At 44.6% G+C, this 18,549-nt stretch carries 17 protein-coding genes; 7 read left to right on the top strand and 10 right to left on the bottom strand.

Annotated elements, in window-relative coordinates; genetic code table 11:
* Positions 1-17: 17 nt before the first annotated feature.
* Positions 18-1,088, top strand: coding sequence for a ParB/RepB/Spo0J family partition protein (locus AC58VC_RS24070; protein ID WP_497372080.1), 1,071 nt, complete (start codon positions 18-20; stop codon positions 1,086-1,088).
* On the opposite strand, the gene AC58VC_RS24065 is transcribed toward AC58VC_RS24070, so the two are convergent.
* The 3 genes from AC58VC_RS24065 to AC58VC_RS24055 all read right to left on the bottom strand — a co-directional run bounded on the left by AC58VC_RS24065 (position 1,080) and on the right by AC58VC_RS24055 (position 3,016).
* On the bottom strand, positions 1,080-1,583 hold the full coding sequence (locus tag AC58VC_RS24065; RefSeq protein WP_497372078.1) for a GNAT family N-acetyltransferase: 504 nt from the start codon (positions 1,581-1,583) through the stop codon (positions 1,080-1,082). The genes AC58VC_RS24070 and AC58VC_RS24065 overlap by 9 nt on opposite strands.
* A 28-nt stretch (positions 1,584-1,611) precedes the next feature.
* Positions 1,612-2,118 (bottom strand): CYTH domain-containing protein, encoded by a 507-nt coding sequence (locus tag AC58VC_RS24060; RefSeq protein WP_497372076.1) that lies wholly within the window; start codon positions 2,116-2,118, stop codon positions 1,612-1,614.
* Between the two features lie 79 nt (positions 2,119-2,197).
* Positions 2,198-3,016: an AraC family transcriptional regulator gene (locus tag AC58VC_RS24055; protein ID WP_497372074.1), complete on the bottom strand. Its 819-nt coding sequence runs from the start codon at positions 3,014-3,016 to the stop codon at positions 2,198-2,200.
* A gap of 113 nt (positions 3,017-3,129) precedes the next feature.
* Here AC58VC_RS24055 and AC58VC_RS24050 point away from each other — a divergent pair, with 113 nt between their 5' ends.
* A complete protein-coding gene (locus AC58VC_RS24050; protein ID WP_497372073.1) occupies positions 3,130-4,836 on the top strand; it encodes a glycoside hydrolase family 2 protein in 1,707 nt (568 codons plus the stop codon).
* Positions 4,837-4,899: 63 nt separating this feature from the next.
* On the opposite strand, the gene AC58VC_RS24045 is transcribed toward AC58VC_RS24050, so the two are convergent.
* Together AC58VC_RS24045 and AC58VC_RS24040 are read right to left on the bottom strand one after the other, a co-directional pair.
* Positions 4,900-5,679 carry an APH(3') family aminoglycoside O-phosphotransferase gene (locus tag AC58VC_RS24045; RefSeq protein WP_497372071.1) on the bottom strand — a complete coding sequence of 260 codons (780 nt, stop codon included), beginning with the start codon at positions 5,677-5,679 and terminating at the stop codon, positions 4,900-4,902.
* Positions 5,680-5,704: 25 nt separating this feature from the next.
* On the bottom strand, positions 5,705-6,289 hold the full coding sequence (locus AC58VC_RS24040) for a P-loop nucleotide/nucleoside kinase family protein (protein WP_497372069.1): 585 nt from the start codon (positions 6,287-6,289) through the stop codon (positions 5,705-5,707).
* 275 nt (positions 6,290-6,564) lie between these two features.
* Here AC58VC_RS24040 and corA point away from each other — a divergent pair, with 275 nt between their 5' ends.
* The 4 genes from corA (at position 6,565) to AC58VC_RS24020 (ending at position 11,429) form a co-directional block, all read left to right on the top strand.
* Positions 6,565-7,515, top strand: a complete 951-nt coding sequence (corA, locus tag AC58VC_RS24035; protein ID WP_497372067.1) for a magnesium/cobalt transporter CorA — start codon at positions 6,565-6,567, stop codon at positions 7,513-7,515.
* A 66-nt stretch (positions 7,516-7,581) separates the two neighbouring features.
* Complete coding sequence (locus AC58VC_RS24030) at positions 7,582-8,262, top strand: response regulator transcription factor (RefSeq protein ID WP_497372065.1); 681 nt, start codon at positions 7,582-7,584, stop codon at positions 8,260-8,262.
* Positions 8,259-9,623 carry a HAMP domain-containing sensor histidine kinase gene (locus AC58VC_RS24025; RefSeq protein WP_497372063.1) on the top strand — a complete coding sequence of 455 codons (1,365 nt, stop codon included), beginning with the start codon at positions 8,259-8,261 and terminating at the stop codon, positions 9,621-9,623. The genes AC58VC_RS24030 and AC58VC_RS24025 overlap by 4 nt, the downstream gene beginning before the upstream one ends.
* A 108-nt stretch (positions 9,624-9,731) precedes the next feature.
* Positions 9,732-11,429, top strand: coding sequence for a S41 family peptidase (locus AC58VC_RS24020; protein ID WP_497372061.1), 1,698 nt, complete (start codon positions 9,732-9,734; stop codon positions 11,427-11,429).
* Between the two features lie 10 nt (positions 11,430-11,439).
* Here AC58VC_RS24020 and AC58VC_RS24015 read toward each other — a convergent pair whose 3' ends face one another.
* Entirely contained in the window at positions 11,440-11,943 is a 504-nt protein-coding gene (locus AC58VC_RS24015) for a DinB family protein (protein WP_497372059.1), read from the bottom strand.
* Between the two features lie 370 nt (positions 11,944-12,313).
* On the opposite strand from AC58VC_RS24015, the gene AC58VC_RS24010 reads away from it, so the two are divergent.
* On the top strand, positions 12,314-13,219 hold the full coding sequence (locus tag AC58VC_RS24010; RefSeq protein WP_497372057.1) for a phosphotransferase family protein: 906 nt from the start codon (positions 12,314-12,316) through the stop codon (positions 13,217-13,219).
* Positions 13,220-13,278: 59 nt separating this feature from the next.
* Here AC58VC_RS24010 and AC58VC_RS24005 read toward each other — a convergent pair whose 3' ends face one another.
* The 4 genes from AC58VC_RS24005 to AC58VC_RS23990 all read right to left on the bottom strand — a co-directional run bounded on the left by AC58VC_RS24005 (position 13,279) and on the right by AC58VC_RS23990 (position 18,307).
* Complete coding sequence (locus tag AC58VC_RS24005) at positions 13,279-15,123, bottom strand: hypothetical protein (protein WP_497372055.1); 1,845 nt, start codon at positions 15,121-15,123, stop codon at positions 13,279-13,281.
* The gene (locus AC58VC_RS24000) at positions 15,120-15,863 is read right to left on the bottom strand and encodes a formylglycine-generating enzyme family protein (RefSeq protein WP_497372053.1); all 744 of its coding nucleotides are present in this window, start codon (positions 15,861-15,863) and stop codon (positions 15,120-15,122) included. The genes AC58VC_RS24005 and AC58VC_RS24000 overlap by 4 nt, the downstream gene beginning before the upstream one ends.
* A 37-nt stretch (positions 15,864-15,900) precedes the next feature.
* Entirely contained in the window at positions 15,901-17,400 is a 1,500-nt protein-coding gene (locus AC58VC_RS23995) for an extracellular solute-binding protein (RefSeq protein ID WP_497372051.1), read from the bottom strand.
* A gap of 220 nt (positions 17,401-17,620) precedes the next feature.
* Positions 17,621-18,307, bottom strand: a complete 687-nt coding sequence (locus AC58VC_RS23990; RefSeq protein ID WP_497372049.1) for a FadR/GntR family transcriptional regulator — start codon at positions 18,305-18,307, stop codon at positions 17,621-17,623.
* Positions 18,308-18,549 lie beyond the last annotated feature (242 nt).

Raw genomic sequence — 18,549 nt, 5'->3', positions numbered from 1 at the left:
ACGATTGGAGATATGTTATGGATATTATTGAAATTCCTATCGCATTAATTGATGAAGACACAGACCAGCCCAGATATCAGTTCGATGAAGAAGCTCTTCAAGAACTCATGAAAAGTATTGAGGAAATTGGTTTGCTTTCTCCGATTAAAGTAAGAACGACGGCAAACAACCGCTACAAAATCATCTATGGGAACCGCAGGTATAAAGCTAGTAAAATGCTCGGAAAGCCAACCATGTCCTGTATTGTATCTACGGTTACAGATGAGATGGAAATCTATTTGGAGCAAATTGCGGAGAACTTGACGCGGGAAGGCTTTTCCCCGATTGAGGAAGCCGAGGCTTTCCATAAGCTGATGAACGATGCGAAATTCAGTTCTTCAATTAAGTACCTCTCCAGTAAACTGGGTAAACCTGAATCTTACATCAAAAATAAATGTGATCTATTAAAATTCGGCAACGCCGTCAAAAAGCTGATCGTTAGCGGCACAGAAATTCGCAAGGACAAGCTGACAGAAGATCAGCTGCTGCCAATCAAAGATTTGGCCATCGAGTATCGCGATCCGCTTGCCTTGATTATTGCGAGAGACGAAATGCCGGTTAGCGACGTGAAAAAAATCGCAAAAATGTTCAAGGATAAAGATATTTCGGAGAGCACCAAAGGGAAGCTTTTGTACAAATCGGGGCACGAATTGGTCGAAACGTGGTCTGTTTTTCAAAACAACCGCGCAGAACGGGCTAAACCTGCTCCCGCAAAGGCTCCAACTAAAGCGCAAAAAGCAGAAAAAGCCAGCACGGCAATCGATACGCCTCTGGCGGAACAAAGCGGGCTATCCTCGCCAAGCAGCCAATCTCAACAAGATGAGACTTCGACAACTGCGACAATGGCAATGGCTCCTATTCAAATTAAACTGCAGCAACTACTCTCCGTTGTACAAGCTCCATGCGAGAGCGATTTACAGAACGATGCTACCAAGCTCGACAACAGCGAAAAAGACAAGTTTCTGAACGATGTCAATACGCTAGTCGAGCACTTGGAAAAGCAATTAGGCGAATGGAAAAAAGTCAGAGAGCTAGCTCTTTCAAAATAGCTTCTTAGCATAACACTGCCTCGGTAGACCACCGTACATCGGGCGGGAGAATTGCAGCGTTAATCCAGCTGATTCTAGATTTCGTCGGCTTATTACATTGTCTGGGTGAACAGTAGCATATATGTACAGCATATCTTTCTCCCGCGCGCGCTGTTCTCTCCAGCCATGGAAATGACGCTGCAGTCCTTGTCCTCTCGCCGATTCGTGGACAATGGTGCCTTCCAGCGAAGCAACTCTTGGTAATTCTGCTTCCGGCACGCCAAACTCACGTCCGAGATTACTGGCGCTTAGCCCAGGGAATGCGATCACCGTATAAGCAACAAGTGTATCCCCCTGATAAGCGCCGTACATCTCACCTTTTTGTTCAACTTTTTCGTATAGCCCTTCCAAACGATCCATCGAATACAGAGCGCCAGACGGCAGCCGTGAAACCACATCCACCATAAGTGCTTGCACCTTCGGCACATCCCGCTCCCCTAATCGTCTTATGTCCAAAATGAGATGATCCTCCTTCAAATGTCCTCTAATCCCCCATGGCTGACTTTTTCTGCAATGCAACCCACATGGACTTGTTACGGAATTCGTCCTCTGAGCCCAGCTCACGCCCGAACCACGCAGGTGCTTCAAATTGCTCAGCTGCTTCGATGCTTGGAAACTCGACCTCAACCACCGCTAAATCTACTTGCTTGTATTCGTCAATTTCAAAGTATAGCCCCGCATGTTCAACCGTAGTACGAATCTTCTCTAACGGGATCAAACCCGTGTGGTCCAACAGCTGCTTATAGACAGTCTCAGAGATGTTGTACTCAATTTCCTCCCGAACCATCCCGTGACCGGATTTGAACGTATGTGTAAAATGCGACTCGCCAGAGCTATCAACCAGCTGACGCACCCGAATTTCCTGATCCTCCGAAAAAGCTAAATATGTTTGATAAATGTACTGCTTGGATACTAGCTTAATTTCTTGATTTTCCAATTTAGTTGCAGGAAATACAGGCAATAAAAATTTTTTCTCAATTTCGGCACTCATCGGTAAAGCCCCTCTCCCAAACCAAATCTTATTTTAAACACCATTTTACCATAAAAATGCATATACAACCGATACCGAGCTATTTATACAAAGCTCTGAAACGAGCCGGGGAAACTTCATTCCATGCCCGAAACATTTTACCAAAATGAAACTCATCGGCAAAACCGCAAGCCACCGCGATCGCTTTCATCGGCTCTTCCGTCAGCAGCAGCAGCGTTTTGGCTTTCTCATTGCGAATTCGGTTCAAGTACTCCTTGGGGGATATACCGGTTTGCTGCATGAACATTTTCCGTAATTGAGAAACAGAGATGTGAAAATTCCGCGCCAGCTCCTCCATCTTGAGTGGACGGTTGTAGCAGGTTTCCATCCAAAACTTCGCTTGCTGAAAAGCTTTCATATACGGGTCGGTTGGCGCCTGCGTATCTCTCATATAATGAAGCAATCTGGATAGCACATATTGAAACTCTGCTTGTCTTTCATGCGGATCGGTCCCCTGGATCGACCACATTTGCTTAAATTGTTCATGAATCCAAACCGCTTGTTCCGGGGCGTACAGTTTAATAAAAGGCAGGTTCAGCGTGTCCAGATACACAGGTTTTTGCCAGATCGCATGCTCGTAAGGCACATCAAAAGCATCAAATAAAAGCATCCGGATGTAAAGCGGTTGATCAGTGGAAGATGACATCGTCAGAGAAAAACCGGGCTTTAGGTAGATCAGCGTCCCTGTCTTCACTTTAATGGGCTCCTCTTCAGGCGAATGCGAAAATTCCCCCTCCCCGCTCATGATCCAGTAAAGCGAATGAACATCCATCGTATTGCGAATATCCTTCCAGCCAGGTACGGGAAGTTTCTCATATGTCAGACGAAGATGATAAATTCTGTGAGCTTTCGATTCCATATAGCCACCACCTGCAAAGCGATTTTGACAAATAATAAAATACTTTATCCATAGATAATACCCATTCCTCCATGATACGCTTTACGAAACAGACATGAAAGGGGCTTTTTCCTTTGATTCGTACTTTTGGACAACATATCCTTCGCAAAACTCGCACACTTGATGGTCTATGGGATTTTGTCACAGATCCAAGCAATTTGGGCACTACACAAGAATGGTACAAGAAATTTCCTTCTGACTCCCGTAAGCTCGTTGTTCCTTCCTGTTGGAATAATGAATTAGGCTTATTCGAATACATTGGCGCTGCTTGGTACCGCACTTATTTTGATACAACACAAGATAGCAACATTCGTTTGATCTTTGAGGGCATTCTTCATCATGCGGATATCTATGTAGATGGTCAGCATCTCGGGTATCATTTTGGAGGATATACACAGTTCAGCATGCTGCTTCCGCATTTGGCCCAAGGCCAGCATGAACTTATTATTCGCGTAGACAGCACGTTGGATTGGCAGACACTCCCAACCGATGTAGCGGATTGGTACTCTTACGGCGGTATTATCCGTTCTGTCGAGTTACAAGAGCTGCCTGATGTCTATATTGATACGATGAAAATTGATTATCATCTCACAGGCGATCAAGCGGATATCAGCTTACAAGTACAAGTCAACTCGCTCAGCGGCATAAACAGTGAAGTCGAGGTTAATGCCTCTACAAATGGACTCGTTTTCCCAGCTGTTACTGTACATCTGTTAGCAGGTCAATCTACACAATTGACCCTGCACGGAACCCTCGCTAACATCCGTAGATGGGATGTGGGCAGTCCCGAGCTGTACACGTTCACCGTACAAGCTGGTGAGGACGATCTTATCGACCGTACAGGATTCCGAACCGTTGCCGTCGACAATGGCCAGATCCTTTTGAACGGGAAACAGCTTTATCTGCAAGGGGTTAACAGACACGAAGAGCATCCAGAGTGGGGCTTTGCTTTCCCTCCTAAGCTCATGCTGAAAGACCTCTCTATTCTGCAAGATCTAGGCTGCAACATCGTGCGCGGCTCGCATTATCCGCAAAGCCAGTTCTGGATGGATCTCCTCGATGAACACGGCATGCTTTTGTGGAGCGAGATTCCGATGTGGGGCTGTTTTATGAGTACAGAAACGCTGGCTAGCCCTCTCTTTGCAGAGCGTGGCGTTAAGATGCTGGATGAAATGATTACCCGGGATTATCATCATCCTTCTATTATTTTCTGGGGAGCTCATAATGAAATTGATACACGCACGACGGAGGCGCTTGAGCTTACGAAAAAGTTTGTGGGTAAAATCCGCAGCATGGATAAAAGCCGTCTAGTCACCTATGCTACCATGCACCCCGTGGAAGATATTGTCCTCTCTTACTTCGACGTCATCGGCATCAATAAATATTACGGCTGGTACGAAGGGAACGTAAACGGATTCCGCGATATGCTGCAAAATTATTATCGCAATGCCGAAGCGCAAGGCGCTGGGGACAAGCCTCTGATCATGAGCGAGTTCGGTGCTGCCGGTATTTTCGGAGACGCAGGCTGGGAACCGCGCTTGTTCAGCGAAGACTACCAGGCTGACGTTGTGCAACAGGCGCTGCAAATTTTCCGCGAGGATCCGCGCATCGTCGGAACGCTGATTTGGCATTTCGCCGATATCCGCGTCGATGTGCGCAGTGACCGCCCTTATTTCCGCGATCGCGCGCGGAGCTTTAACAACAAAGGACTGCTGAATGAGTACCGCAAGCCTAAGCTGGCTTACCGGATCGTGAAGGAAATCTATCGTTCGCAGCGATAAGTAAGAAGGGACCTGGCCTTGGCGGCTGGGTCTCTTTTTTTGGGGGACTGTAGTTCCTCTCATTTAGAAAAACTCATCCATGAGTTGATAGTAGTGGACTTTGGCCTCATCTACCGCTGTTAGTCCATAAGCATCAAGGAAAGCTTGCACATACGCATTGCCAAAGTTATACCCTATACTTCGGATTGCCAGGGCTACATCCTGATATCGATCTGCGATTCCTGCCCTGCCCCAATCAATAAAACCGTGAACGCTTCCATCCTTGAGGATGATATTGGGTAAACAGTAGTCCCCGTGCGTAAAAACCAAATCCTCGGTTTCCGGCTTCAGGTGCACAAGCTCCTGCGCTAAATCTTCCGCTTTGCGTCCTTCTCTTTGCCGGTCAAAATCTTCTTCATCAACAAGCTGCTGCTCCACTCGTCTCCTGGCTTCCACGATCTTCGCATCCAGCGTTTGGTCAAAAGGACATCCTTCAACGGGTATTTCATGTATAGTTCTTAGACCAATGGCCAATTGCTGCATTAATTGCGGCAGCATGCTTTCATAGGACTTATCCGAGGCATTGATTCCCTCGATCTCGGTCATTAGCAAGAATTCATTAGCATCGTCTTTTCCATCATACACGATCTCTGGGACAGGCAGCTTGCCTTGCAGCCAGACTAACCGTTCTTTCTCACGATGAAGGCTTTCAGTTGCAGTTAGGGATTGGATTTTTATGTATAAATTCGATGTGGCACCTGACAATAAGTACGTTTGAGATTGGGATAAACCGAGGGTGATTCGTTGCCATTCGTAACCGCTGATCAATCTCGACAATTCTGCTGGAAGCATCATATCTTGCATGCTGGCTGTTCCCCCGTTTTCTAATTTAGATGGTTTGAGAGTTCAACAAAGCTGTCTGAATCGATTTCATAACAAAAACATAATCAAAACCGTCAGGAGTGGTTGTGTCAATTTCTACGATTGTACCGCCAAGAGTTAGCGGAGTAAGATGCCCGAACAAAATCCGCTGCTTGTTTTCTTCCTGCTCAATCCATGCCAAGTCAGAGTGAGCGGCATGGCGTTCTTTTGCCCCCATACGCGTAAGGAATCGCTCTAGAAGTACTTTCCCATCCGCTTTACACAAGATTTGAAAAGGCTCGAATCCGTAAGCATCCTGTAATTTCAGAAATTCAGCGCTTCTTAACTCAGGTCGGCCAAAAAAACCTTCAATGATCATGGATTGGCCTGCTGCTAACAAGGTGCTTGCTACGGAGTAAAGCATAGTAAAAGCAGCAGGTGCCATCAATGGAGGGCATCCATGCCTCTCGCAATCTAACGCATCATAAAGGGTTTCATATATACCGTCCCGCGAGAATAAAGGTAAACGCAGGTCTTGTTCAAGGCGCTTCGCTAGCGTCGTTTTTCCTGTACCTGGAAGACCATTGACTATAATAACTAAGGGCTTTGACACAAGCTGCACCTCCGATCCCTAAAAAAAGGGACCTAGCCAACGGGGCCAGGTCCAAAGTTTATATTAAAAAAGGGGGTCTTGTTTATTATAATACCCCACGAATATTAGAGGACTGTAACAGAAATATTCCAATTGTGTTACAAAAAATTTGTTATTGTTACTTTATTCTGTAATTAGACAAAAATCGCCTGATTATTGCCCAGGAAATTCTGACTTCATGTCATTGTATGGTAAAATAAGAAGTTAATAACGTATTTGAACCTAGGAGTTTTATTATGATTCGATCTCTAGCGATTACAACCGATAATACCGTACATCATGATATCCCTCTTCGCCAGCTCGACGACGCCAGTATTAAGTGGTATTGGGTTGACTTTCATAATCCCAGCGAAGAAGAAGCATTGGAGTTAAAAGACCATTTCCATTTTCATCCATTAGCCATCGAAGACTGCTTCTATTTGCTGCAAAGACCGAAGATGGACCATTACGAAAATGTCCATTTCTTTGTCATGCACGCGATGAATGCTAAGACACTAGATGCGGAAGAAGTGGATATGTTTCTGGGAAACAACTTCATCGTCACGTTCCATCTACATGATTCCAGAGAAATTGAGGATGCCTGGTGTCGTCTGTCCGAGCTTGAAAACTTGCGAAGCGAAGGCCATATTTATGCCGCCTACTTAGTGCTCGACAATTTGGTTGATCAGTATTTCCCGAGTGTATATCAATTAGAGGATCAACTCAACGAGATTGAAAATAATGTGCACTCTGAGAGCATTGAGGTGCTCATGAATGATATTTTTGAAATCCGCTCCAAGCTGCTAAAAATACGCCGGACCATTGTGCCTATGCGCGATCTTCTGTACAGGGTCATCAATACTGATCGAATTGAACAATTTCGCCAGCACATTGTATTTTTCACGGACATTCATGATCATTTGCTTAAACTTTCTGAGATGATTGAATCCAACCGAGACATGACGGCCGATATGCGCGACAGCTACATCTCCTTGAACTCCAATCGAATGAATTCAATTATGAAAACATTGACGGTCATAACCACGATTTTCATGCCATTGACGTTCGTTGCCGGATTATACGGGATGAATTTTGCCTATATGCCCGAATTGGAGTGGCACTGGGGGTATTTTGCTATTCTCATCATCATGTTCGGCATAGGTCTTGGCATGTTCGCCTGGTTCTGGAAAAAGGGCTGGTTTAAGTAGCACTTTTCAAGATCAGCGCATAGATAAGAAACTCGAAAATGGTTTTCAAAAGGAGTTCGTATACAAGTGACCAAAATACTTATTGCCGATGATGACCGGCATATTCGTGAGCTGATGAGTTTTTTTTTGCAAAATGAAGGGTTTGACATTATTGAAGCAGGAAATGGACAAGAAGCGCTCTCGGTGCTGGAAGATACAGTCGTTGAACTTGTCATCCTTGATATTATGATGCCGCTGCTGGATGGCTGGGATTTATGCAAAGAAATCAGAAATCAGAATCCTCATATCCTCCTTTTAATGGTGACGGCGAAAGGAGAATCCGCACATAAGGTGAAAGGCTTTCAGCTCGGGACAGACGATTATCTGGCGAAACCATTTGATCCGGTAGAGCTTGTGCTGCGAGTCAAAGCGCTGTTGAAACGCTCCCGGATATTCTCCTCCAAGCTCATACAACTGGGTGACATTGTGCTGAATCTTAACACTTACAAAGTCGTTCGCGGAAAAGAGGAACATTCACTACCTTTAAAAGAATTCGAATTGCTGTTCAAGCTAGCCAGTCATCCAGGCCAAATTTTCACACGGGAGCAACTTATCATTCAAATTTGGGGGATGGACTACGAAGGCGACGACAGGACCGTGGATGTGCACATCAAGAGGCTGCGACAGAGATTTGCCAGCGATATCAAGCATTTCTATATTGAAACAACACGAGGTCTTGGATACAGACTTGTGGTTGTTCCACAATGAAGAGTTTATATGTCCGTGTGGTGCTAACCTTTTTAGCTGCAATCGTCATCGGATTAATTTCATCCTTCATTATCGGGGTCGCCATATTTCAAAAAGAGTTAAATGAAATCGGACAGAACGATATGATGAAGGTAAGCAATAATATTGTGGGGCTTTATCAACAAACGCAGCCTCAGGATCTGGAAGCTTTTATGGAGAAGGCATCCCAGATGACCGCGTACCCGATTCAAATTTTCTCTATTTCTGGTGAAATGAAATTATACGGATCGGATATTAAAGGGCAGGTTGTTGCTATTGACCAAGCCCCCCTCCAACAGGTGCTTAAAGGTGATATATACCGATCAAAAGTTAAAGCTGAAGGAGCCATGTATGTCGGGCTTCCGTTTGCGTTCAATGGTGAAAATTATGCCCTTTTTTTACATTCATCCACCAAAAATGAGAAGACTCTACTTCGATTTTTAATTACTATTCTGCTACTCGTACTCGTTATTGGAAGCTTATGCATTCTTATTGCTGCCCGTTTTCTGGTGATGCCCCTTAAATTATTGACCAAAGCAACCAAACAACTTGCTAAGGGCGATTTCGAGGTGAAATTAAAGCTTAAGCGAAAAGATGAATTAGGGATTCTTGCTCGAAGCTTCGACGAGACGGCTCGTGAGCTTAAGCAGTTAGAAACGATGCGCCAGGATTTTGTTTCAAATGTTTCCCATGAGATCCAGTCGCCGTTAACTTCCATTTCGGGTTTTGCGAAAGCGCTGAAGCTTGACCATCTGGTAACACCTGAGAATCGGAAACGGTATTTGGATATCATTCTGATGGAAAGCGATAGACTGTCACGACTTAGCGATAATTTACTCAAGCTTGCTTCCCTCGAATCTACGCATCATCCTTTTGTTTTAAAAACCTTTAACCTCGATGAACAAATCCGACAGGCTGTTGTTTCCTGCGAGCCGCTCTGGACTGCCAAACATATTCGGATCGACTTGACGCTGCCCATTGGCGCTAAAATCACGGCGGATTACGATCAGCTCAATCAAGTGTGGATTAACCTGCTTGGAAACAGTATCAAATTCACACCTGATCATGGAACGATTCGGATTGAAGTTTTCACAAATAGCCATTCGCATACAGTTACCATTAAAGATTCAGGGATTGGAATTAAGCCTGAGGAATTGAGCCATATTTTCGTGCGCTTTTACAAAACGGATAAATCGCGTAACAGCATGGGCAGCGGTCTAGGTCTCGCCATTGTGAAGCAAATTATTGTGAATCATCATGGAAACATTGAAGTAGAAAGCACAGTCGGTCAAGGTGCGAAGTTCACCGTACTTATTCCGATCTCCCCGCCAAATAAGCTTTAACTGACAGCCAGTACCTGAGGGTACTGGTATTTCTCATTCACGCTCCGTTCATATTTCTTTTCTAAGCTTTAAAAAGCAACCTAAGCTTGGTATGAAGGAGATAACGAAATGAGTATTATTGGAAATCTGTTTGGTTCATTGAAATGGTTCACTGATTATGAATTACTATTACTTGCTATCGATCTCATTGTTTTGGTGTGGTATGCAATACCTATTCAAAAATATGGTAGATGGTTTGATTTTCTGCCCAGCGCTGGCCTCCTTATCGCAATTGCAAGTGTGTTACATGGTGATACAACTATTCTGGCTTTGTTACTCTACGCTGTAACCGCGGTACTTTTCTTATGTACAGTCAAGAAAGTATTTAAACCTGTTCGACGCATCCCTATGCCCAAATACAGAATTCTAAGAGTCGTCCTATGTCTAATTGGTTTCACCCCTCTTGTCCTATCCATGATGTTGGCAGGTGAGTCTCATTTCAATCCGGTGAGCCATTTCAGCAAATTGAGTTATCCCCAAGCCTTTGTACAATTGAACGAGCGACTCTCCAGAGAATACCCTTTTGGTGAATGGAAAAAAGTGAACTGGACGGCATTGAGAGATAAGTACGAACCCCTTTTTCAACAAGCAGAGCAGCAAAAGAATAAAGATTTATATTATAAAACGTTAAGATCATATCTTTATTCTTTTCGAGACGGGCATGTCAAAATCGTGAATGAGAAATTGTACGATGACAATCTGGTTTTCAAACAAGAAGTCGGCGGCGGCGTTGGTCTTAGTACGATTCAATTAGATCAAGGCAAGGTATTGGTCAGTTTACTTTTAGCGGGCAGTCCCGCTGACAAAAGCGGCATCAAGCTTGGGGCGGAGATCATTTCCTGGGATGGAAAAGAGGCACGAGAAGCTTATCGTGCTACCAACTGGAGCGAAAACCCGATGGCTACGGATGGAGACCGGAATGATAATCAAGGAAGGTTTATGGTAAGAGCGCCAATTGGGAAGGACATCCAAGTGACTTTTAAAAACAAAGGCGATACTGAAATAAAAAAAGCAACTTTAACGGCATATGACGACAATTACGAGACACTAAAGAAGACAAGAGTAAAATTAAAAGAAACGGATGCGCCTGTAGAGGGCAAAGTTCTAAGTAACGGATATGGCTACGTGAAGATTAGATACTTTCTTCCAAGTGCGACCATGCCTCATCCGGAACAAGTATTGGGAAACCTCTTAAAAGAGTTTCATGAAAAACAAATAAAAGGCCTGATTATTGATGTTCGTGACAATCCGGGGGGAGATGATGACCTGGTTACTGCGATGGCAGGTTATTTGGTGAAAGAGCCGAAGTTTTATGAATATGTAAGTTATTATAATCATAGGACTGGTAAATTTGAAATTAACCCTAATGAAACTCGCACAATTAAACCCATAACGCCTTACTATGACGGAAAGTTAGCTGTTCTGATTAATCAACGAACTGGAAGTTCTGGAGAAGGTATACCGATTGCAATTAAGGGCTTGCCCCATGCCCGAATTGTCGGATTTACATCAACAAATGGTTCATTTGGAGTTGTATCAAGCCCTATAGAAGTTGAAATGCCGGAAGGTTACGTCCTGCAATTGCCAGATGGCAGATCGCTGAATCAAGAAAAAATGATTCAAGGCGATAGTGACGATAAGGGACTCGGAGGGGCAATTCCCGATATTAAGATCCCCTTAAATGAACAGACTTTCGAAGAAAAGTATATGCGAGGACAAGATGTTGAGCTGAATTATGCGATTGAAGCTCTTGAAAATTGGAAGTAACACGATTCATTTATCCAGCGTACCAAAACAGCGCGTACTCCGTCATCACAGAGGCGTGCCCTATTTGGCGCAGCATCGCTGTAATATTTCCTCGGTGATAGGTGCCATGATTGACCACCTGAAGGAGCATTTCCGCGCGGCTGGTATCGCGCACCCCGGCATAAGGATTATCTAGTACAATCGTTTCCTCCAATGATTCTTGCGCATCCAGAAATGTTTTGAACCTGTCTGCCAATTGAGCATACATGATTTCAATTTCCTCGATGCTCTTGGTTTCCGCGTCAGCCGTCAATTGGGTCGAATCCGCCATGGCTTCCTTCATGCTTTTACCGTTCATCATATCCAACCAACCGGAATCCACAACATAAATGTGAGCGATGGTCTTAGACACTGTAGGAAAAACACTTTGAATCTCCCTTGTGTAAATGTCCTGGCCCAGTTTTTTCAAGTGATTCAGCATCGTTTGATTTGCCCATACATGGTAATCGTACATGTTCCGTATTTGTTGTGTCATAGCAATCTCTCCTTCTTTCCTTCGGCTCAATGCTTACTGGCTGGCCTTTCTCATTGTTACCTTAATCATACAGGAGATACCCTGACAGCGTGCTGTCAGTATTGATTCGTGAGACCAAATTCTTATCCTAATTCAAATGCGCGAACTTCTTCCAAACACACTAATTCCGCTTTCTTCACTAAAATGAAATAAGTTCATTGTTCACTCCTTTTAAAATAATCGCATGTCGAATTGTTTTATTTTTCCTGCTACAGATTTTCGTGATAGACTAGGAAGTATCCTGCTTTCATGTATCATATAGCCAGGCTGCGAATAACAAACATAGGATGAATAAGGGAAGGTGATGGCAATGTCCGGCATTAAACCCAACATGGATACCAGATCAGCAGAAGCTTTCTTGCAGCAGATTTTGAACAAGCCGGTTACCGATGTACGGCCGATCGAGCAGGGCGAAGTGAGCAAAGTGTTCAGCTACAGTCAGCACGATGAGGAATTTATCATTCATTTTAATAGTGGCAGTGAAGGTTTTGTTAGAGAGCGTTATGTGCATGAAACATTCTCGTCTCAGTGCCTGCCGGTTCCTCGTGTTATGGAGATTGGCCGTGTGAACGAAGATCTATGCTATTCCATTGCTGAAAAGGTACCGGGACGCACCATCATTTCCTATGTGGAAGCCGAAATCAAGCAGATTCTTCCCGATCTTGTTCAGCATTTTAAAATAATGAATGAAGTCCAGCTTGGTCAAACCAACGGGTATGGCTGGATTCAACCTTCGGGTGACGGCACTCACGAGAGTTGGCCTGATTTCCTGGCTTCCTTCTTTCGGGAGGAGCAGACTGGCTTTTGGCATAACTGGTATGATCTGTTCGCGGACACTTTCTTGGAGAAAGACGTTTTCCAGCGCCTATATGACATTATGATAGAGTTATCCACATACTCCCCGCAGCAGCGTTATCTCGTGCACGGTGATTTCCATTTGGGAAATATGTTGACGGACGGGCATCGTGTCACGGGCATCGTTGACTGGGAGATGGCCTTCTATGGCGACTTCGTGTTCGACTTGGCGACGCAGCATCTCTGGACGCCACAACTGCAATTTCCAGAAATGGTGCGCAGCGCTTGGGCTAGTGAGGGGCGAGACATTCCTCATTTCGAGGAGCGGCTGAAGTGCGCGCTGCTTTTCAAAGGCGTAGATGGCCTTCGATTTTATGCTAAAAAAGGCGATCGGAACGCTTACGATAGTGTGAAGGCTGAGCTTTTGCGGTTGGTGGATTGAGGTAAAAAAGGGCTAAGCGATTTCAATCCGCTTAGCTCTTTTGTTTTTGGCGTCCGCCACTAGTAACAAAGTTTAATAATCGACAACTCTTTAGACTTCACAGTTCCGCGAATAAGATCATACCCCTCCAGCTGCTCCACATGCACCGGAAGATCATCCCACAGCTCTTCTACACTCGTGATTTCCGAGCTCGTACATGTCAACAAATCCCCACGAATCTCTTCATTCGTGTCGTTATAGACCGAGTAGATGACGCTCTTCCCATCATCGCATGGGAAATAATTACAATATAATCCACTCTGTAGAGTGGGATATAACGGGATAGCACTTGAGCTCTGATAGTTGGCCTTGTGCTCCCGCCAAATGTGCTTCCACTTCTTAATTGCTGCCTGTTGAAGTTTGTTATAGGGCAACCAACTGCCAAAAACATCCTGCCAAACCAGTATGCCTGTGCCATTAAAGATAGCCCGCTTAATGAGCAAATCCTTACGGATGCCAACGTGCCACCGCGAAATAATCGGTGAAAAATGCTCGGTCATCACATATCGGAAGATATCGGTCTCCGGCATTGATTCTTTATTCTTAAACTGGTTCCACGAACCAGTGATGATTTCAATTTGATGCTTCTTTTTCGGGCGCCCTTCAGAGCAGAAAACGAAGTCAGGTTTGATTTCATGAACCGCATCGCGGAAACTGTCGGGAACACTGTCCATCGTATCTAGGAATACGCCGTCGATATTCGTTTCTCTCACGATCTCCACGATACTCAGGGTGGACTGCTTCACAGACTCATCAAAGCCAATATCCCACGGTTTAAAAGGTAAAAATACTTTTACACCGCGCTGATGAAACTGCTCAACCGTGTTTTTCAATCCAAGCATGCCTCCAGGAAACTCCCCGAAAAACTCCCACTGATTTCTGCTGTCTACTCCAAGGCGCGGATACTGATGCCATAACAGCACAGAATCGTAGCCTCCGAATGCTTCACCTTGCTGAAGTAAACGTTCCACGTCAATCTGTTTCTTGTCAAAGTCATAAACTTCTTTGCTGAAGATATACGTAAAATGCTGCAAAAACATATCGTTGTACCATTTCAACTCCGGCCGCTCGTACTCTTTAAAGGAAATCAGCTTGCGGGCATTCTGCCTCCAGTTGTTGAAGAACTCTACCCACCCGCGCTCAATCGCCGAGAACTTGATTTCCATCACATCCGCCGGCACGGGGTCAGGACGAAGTAATAAGCGGTGCTGCTTAAGCTCCGTAAGTGATGTCATTTGTTGTAATTCCATATTGCGATTTTGCACCCAAATGAACCAATATTCATTTAAATTGGGGAATTCCAAGCTCAAACCATGCTGCTGATTGGGATGGAAAATTCCGAACGGCATCGTAAACTCAACGTGCATCTGCATCATACTGCTGCCATCTCGTTTAGCTTGAGGATTGGACGGAAAATAGTAATGGTTCGGCTGCTCTTCGTCCAATCTAAGGTTCGCTAGGAATGGCATGTGCAAGTAAACTTCCTTGGGCCCTGATTCATCCCACTTAGCCCCAAGCTGGATCAGGTATCGAATCGATTGCTCCTCGAGATGATGAAGAAAAATGACTTTGGCCATCAGTTCATCCTGCCCGCATTGAATCGATAATGAAACGGATACTAGTTCTTCCGTTTGATCACCGCCAGACTCAATCCCGGTAATGAGCCACTGGCTGCAAGGAAGCATGTATCCTCCTTCAAGCTCCATCGTGAACAATTCAGCTTCTTCAGATGTCAACTCAGCTCGCTGCGGGATGCCACTGTGAAATACCTGATGCAGAATTAGATGGCCGTCATGCTTGATAGCAAACCCCATCTTCTCATTTTGAATCGTTGTTATGTTCGTCACTTTATCGGTCAGAATCATCGTGTCACCTCGTATACGCAGCGGAAACCAACGGTTTCGCAGCGGTTTAACCCTTCATTCAGCAGTTGGAATTTCAGATGATAGTCAGTAGGATGTGGACCGCCTTCCGCATGCCACGTATGTGGTGCTTTATAGTAAGATCCTCCCCGTAAAAATGTGAATTTGTGCTGATCATCATTTACAGTGTCATCCATCCATTCCCAGGCATTTCCGGACAGGTCAACACAGCCATAAGGACTAATGCTTGCGGAAAAGGCATCAACCGGCATCGTATCGAAACCAGAAGAATGACACTTATCGGCGTTATATTGATCGCCCCAAGGCCACTTCAATTTCTGGTTGCCTCCCGCCGCGAGCTGCCACTCCGTCTCCTTCGGAAGTCTTCCGCCTTTCCATTTTGCATAAGCTCTTGCATCCTCTTGACTGACCCAAATGACCGGATGTTTCTCCTTGCCTGGAGGGATACCATTTTCTTGCCAATGCTTGATGAAATTGTGACTGTCCTCTGGATAATAGCCGCTCACATCAAGAAACTCTTTGTATTGCTCGTTCGTAACAGGGTATTTGTCCATATAAAAAGCCTGCACTGTAACTAGAAATGGGCCATGATCACACTGGCAATCCCCCTCCATTATGCGATGTTGAACACGATAAATGTACGATGTTTCTGGAATGAACACCCGATTGTCATCTTCAGTATGAAATGCCTGTGTTTCCATTGCCTTCACCTCTCTATTCATTGGTAAAAAGTGGGGCTTGCGCCCCACCCAAAGTCGTTTATTTGATCGTTTTATTCGCGTATTCCGTCACATCTTTACCGCCTGCTGCGTTCCAATCCTGAACAAACTTATCGAAATCTGCTGCGCTTTTCTTGCCAGTTACGAGATCCGCTGCAAACTCTTTGTACTTAGCAGTGGAAGCATCCCACTTGGAAGCGAGCTCAGCAGGAATCACAAAAGTATTGTCTTTCGTCGACATAGAAGCGAACAATTGTAGAGATTTGCTTGCCGGCTCAGAGAAATAAGGTGTCGCTGGGTCAAACTCTTTATCCGGTTTGAAGTTAACTGTGGACTCTACAAAGTGCGGGAACCAAGCTGCAAATTTGTCTGTTAATTTGATTTTGTTGTTCACGATTTGGTATTCATCGCCTTCAACGCCAAGCTTATCTAGCATTTGACCTTTTTGTCCTGCCATATATTCCAGTACCGCAAATGCCATTTCTTTGTTCTTGGATGTCTTAGCAATAGCAAAACCGCGGCTTTCCTTACTGATATCTACCGGGGTATAACCTTGTGCTTTGCCTTTTGCTGGCGGCAGTGTCATGACCTTGGCAGCTGCTCCATTTTGACTAACCGATTTGTTATTGTAGATGTCGATAACCTTGCCTTGTGTGCCTGCCATGATAGCCGCTTGCCCATCATAAAATGCTTTCTCTTTCGTATCCCACTTCTTGGTCAGGAACTCGGGATCCAGAAGGCCATCTTTGTACAATTTTGCGTAGAATAGCAGCTTATCTTTTTCAAACTGTGTTGTTTTACCGAAGGTATATTTACCGTCATCACCTTTGATCCACGTGGATGTCAGACCGAAGGACTGACCGAACATTACGTCGAGCTCATCGAGTGTTCCAGCCACCGTGTAAGCATATTTCGCGCCGCTTTTCTCCTTCAAGTCCTTGAAGAAGGTATAGTAATTGTCACTCGTTGGATTGGAAATCAGATCTTTGCCCGATGCGGTTTTATCAAACCAATCTTGACGAACGACAGGCACAGCGCTATTCGGAGGCGACAGCCATAGCAGATACGGATAATTCTTCATTCTCTCTTGGTTAAAAACGTTCATCGATGCCTTCACATTCGTCGATTTATCGATAAATGGCGTCAAATCCTCCAGAATTTTTTGCGTAACGGCAAATTGGTAGTCACCGCCTTGGAAGTAAATAAGATCAGGAATATTACCGCTTTGCAGCAGCAAGCCTAGCTTCTCCGAGTAGGTTCCGCTTTGTACAGGGACTACTTTCAGCTTAATATTTTTGCCTTCCGCCTTCATTCCTTCTTCGATACCTTTCAGCAGCTTCTGAACACCAGGGTCATCCCCCATTAAATCTTTAGCTACAATGGAGAGAGTTACCGGCTCTTTATTCGCATCCCCCGCCGTTGTTGCAGCTGGTGCAGACGTTGGAGCTGCCTCGTTGCTCGGAGATTTGCTGCCGCCGCTGGAGCATGCGGTTGTTACAACCATTAAAGCCGTGACCACCATAAGAAGAGATTTTTTCAATTCTATTTCCTCCCTTTTTTTGTCTATCTATATATTCTGAAGCCGTCTTCCATTCCTTTATTCGTATCGTAGTAGTGCCTCTAGAAGAATGGGATACGGCACGAGAATCGAAATCGATATACTTGTAGCCGCTTACAATTCAGATAAAGCGATTACATAAATAATTTGGGTAATTGGATGACCCAATTACATCAGACGGATAAACTTCATCCGTTTTCCGCTACTTTATTTGAATATTTTGTTTAACCTGTTTCAAATGGTACAGCAGCGTTTCTTTGGCTTTAAGTGGATCTCTCTCTTTTATAGCCTGGAAAATGTTGTAATGTTCCTTATACACTTCACTTCTACGGCCAGGTATTTCAACTGTCTTCGTAGCCGTTCTTTTCAACAAATCCATGTTCAGATCGATGAGATTCACGAGCACCACATTATGTGTTGCTTTAGCTATGGATAGATGGAAAGCTTGATCTGGAGAAACCGGATCATCCGATTCGCTGTCAATGGTGCCCCACTTTTCGAGAGCGCTTTCAATATCTAGAATATCCTGTTCGGATGCTCTCAGCGTTGCCAATTCCACGATGCCTGTTTCAAAAATCTCCCTAGCCTCAAGCAGCTCAATAATTGTAGCTCTCTCAATATTATCGAGGATTCTAGTTTTATCTTCCGCTTTGCTGAGGTTCTTGTTAAGAAATCGACCGCCACCCGGACGAGTCTCGATTAGCCCTTCTCGTTCCAAAATTCGGAATGCTTCACGCAAAGTCCCGCGGCTAATCCCGAAAGCTTGGGCAAGCTCTCTTTCGGTTGGCAAAACGTCTCCAGGCGCAAGGTTGCCTTCAAGGATCAGTTTTTCAATCTGCTCAATGACATCCTCATACACTCTATGGTACTTAATTTTCTTTATTGTCATTATGAGTACCTTCCGTCTGGCAATATGCTGATAATTGGATCATCCAATTACCCACACCTTTATAGTAGTAAGTAGCTCAGATTGTGTCAACAGTTATTTTTACCAATGATAGCGTAGTCATGCGGCTTGGAGTGCTGCTTTGAAAAATAAAAGGGACTACGGATTTGATACCGTAGTCCTGTGAAGTACTTCTAGTTTATTTATGCGAGCGATCGTTCTCTATGCTTGCCAAATTCAGCAGG

The organism is Paenibacillus sp. J22R67, from assembly GCF_059692175.1.
Note: the sequence above shows the minus strand (reverse complement) of the source record. Positions and strands in the feature narration are given on the sequence as shown.

Excerpts from the sequence above, each read along its gene's own strand:
- AC58VC_RS24045 (WP_497372071.1), bottom strand. The coding sequence starts at position 5,679 with ATGCAAGATATGATGCTTCCAGCAGAATTGTCGAGATTGATCAGCGGT.
- AC58VC_RS24025 (WP_497372063.1), top strand. The coding sequence starts at position 8,259 with ATGAAGAGTTTATATGTCCGTGTGGTGCTAACCTTTTTAGCTGCAATC.
- AC58VC_RS24070 (WP_497372080.1), top strand. The coding sequence starts at position 18 with ATGGATATTATTGAAATTCCTATCGCATTAATTGATGAAGACACAGAC.
- corA (WP_497372067.1), top strand. The coding sequence starts at position 6,565 with ATGATTCGATCTCTAGCGATTACAACCGATAATACCGTACATCATGAT.
- AC58VC_RS23990 (WP_497372049.1), bottom strand. The coding sequence starts at position 18,307 with ATGACAATAAAGAAAATTAAGTACCATAGAGTGTATGAGGATGTCATT.
- AC58VC_RS24000 (WP_497372053.1), bottom strand. The coding sequence starts at position 15,863 with ATGAATAGAGAGGTGAAGGCAATGGAAACACAGGCATTTCATACTGAA.
- AC58VC_RS24060 (WP_497372076.1), bottom strand. The coding sequence starts at position 2,118 with ATGAGTGCCGAAATTGAGAAAAAATTTTTATTGCCTGTATTTCCTGCA.
- AC58VC_RS24005 (WP_497372055.1), bottom strand. The coding sequence starts at position 15,123 with ATGATTCTGACCGATAAAGTGACGAACATAACAACGATTCAAAATGAG.
- AC58VC_RS24020 (WP_497372061.1), top strand. The coding sequence starts at position 9,732 with ATGAGTATTATTGGAAATCTGTTTGGTTCATTGAAATGGTTCACTGAT.
- AC58VC_RS24015 (WP_497372059.1), bottom strand. The coding sequence starts at position 11,943 with ATGACACAACAAATACGGAACATGTACGATTACCATGTATGGGCAAAT.
- AC58VC_RS24055 (WP_497372074.1), bottom strand. The coding sequence starts at position 3,016 with ATGGAATCGAAAGCTCACAGAATTTATCATCTTCGTCTGACATATGAG.
- AC58VC_RS24010 (WP_497372057.1), top strand. The coding sequence starts at position 12,314 with ATGGATACCAGATCAGCAGAAGCTTTCTTGCAGCAGATTTTGAACAAG.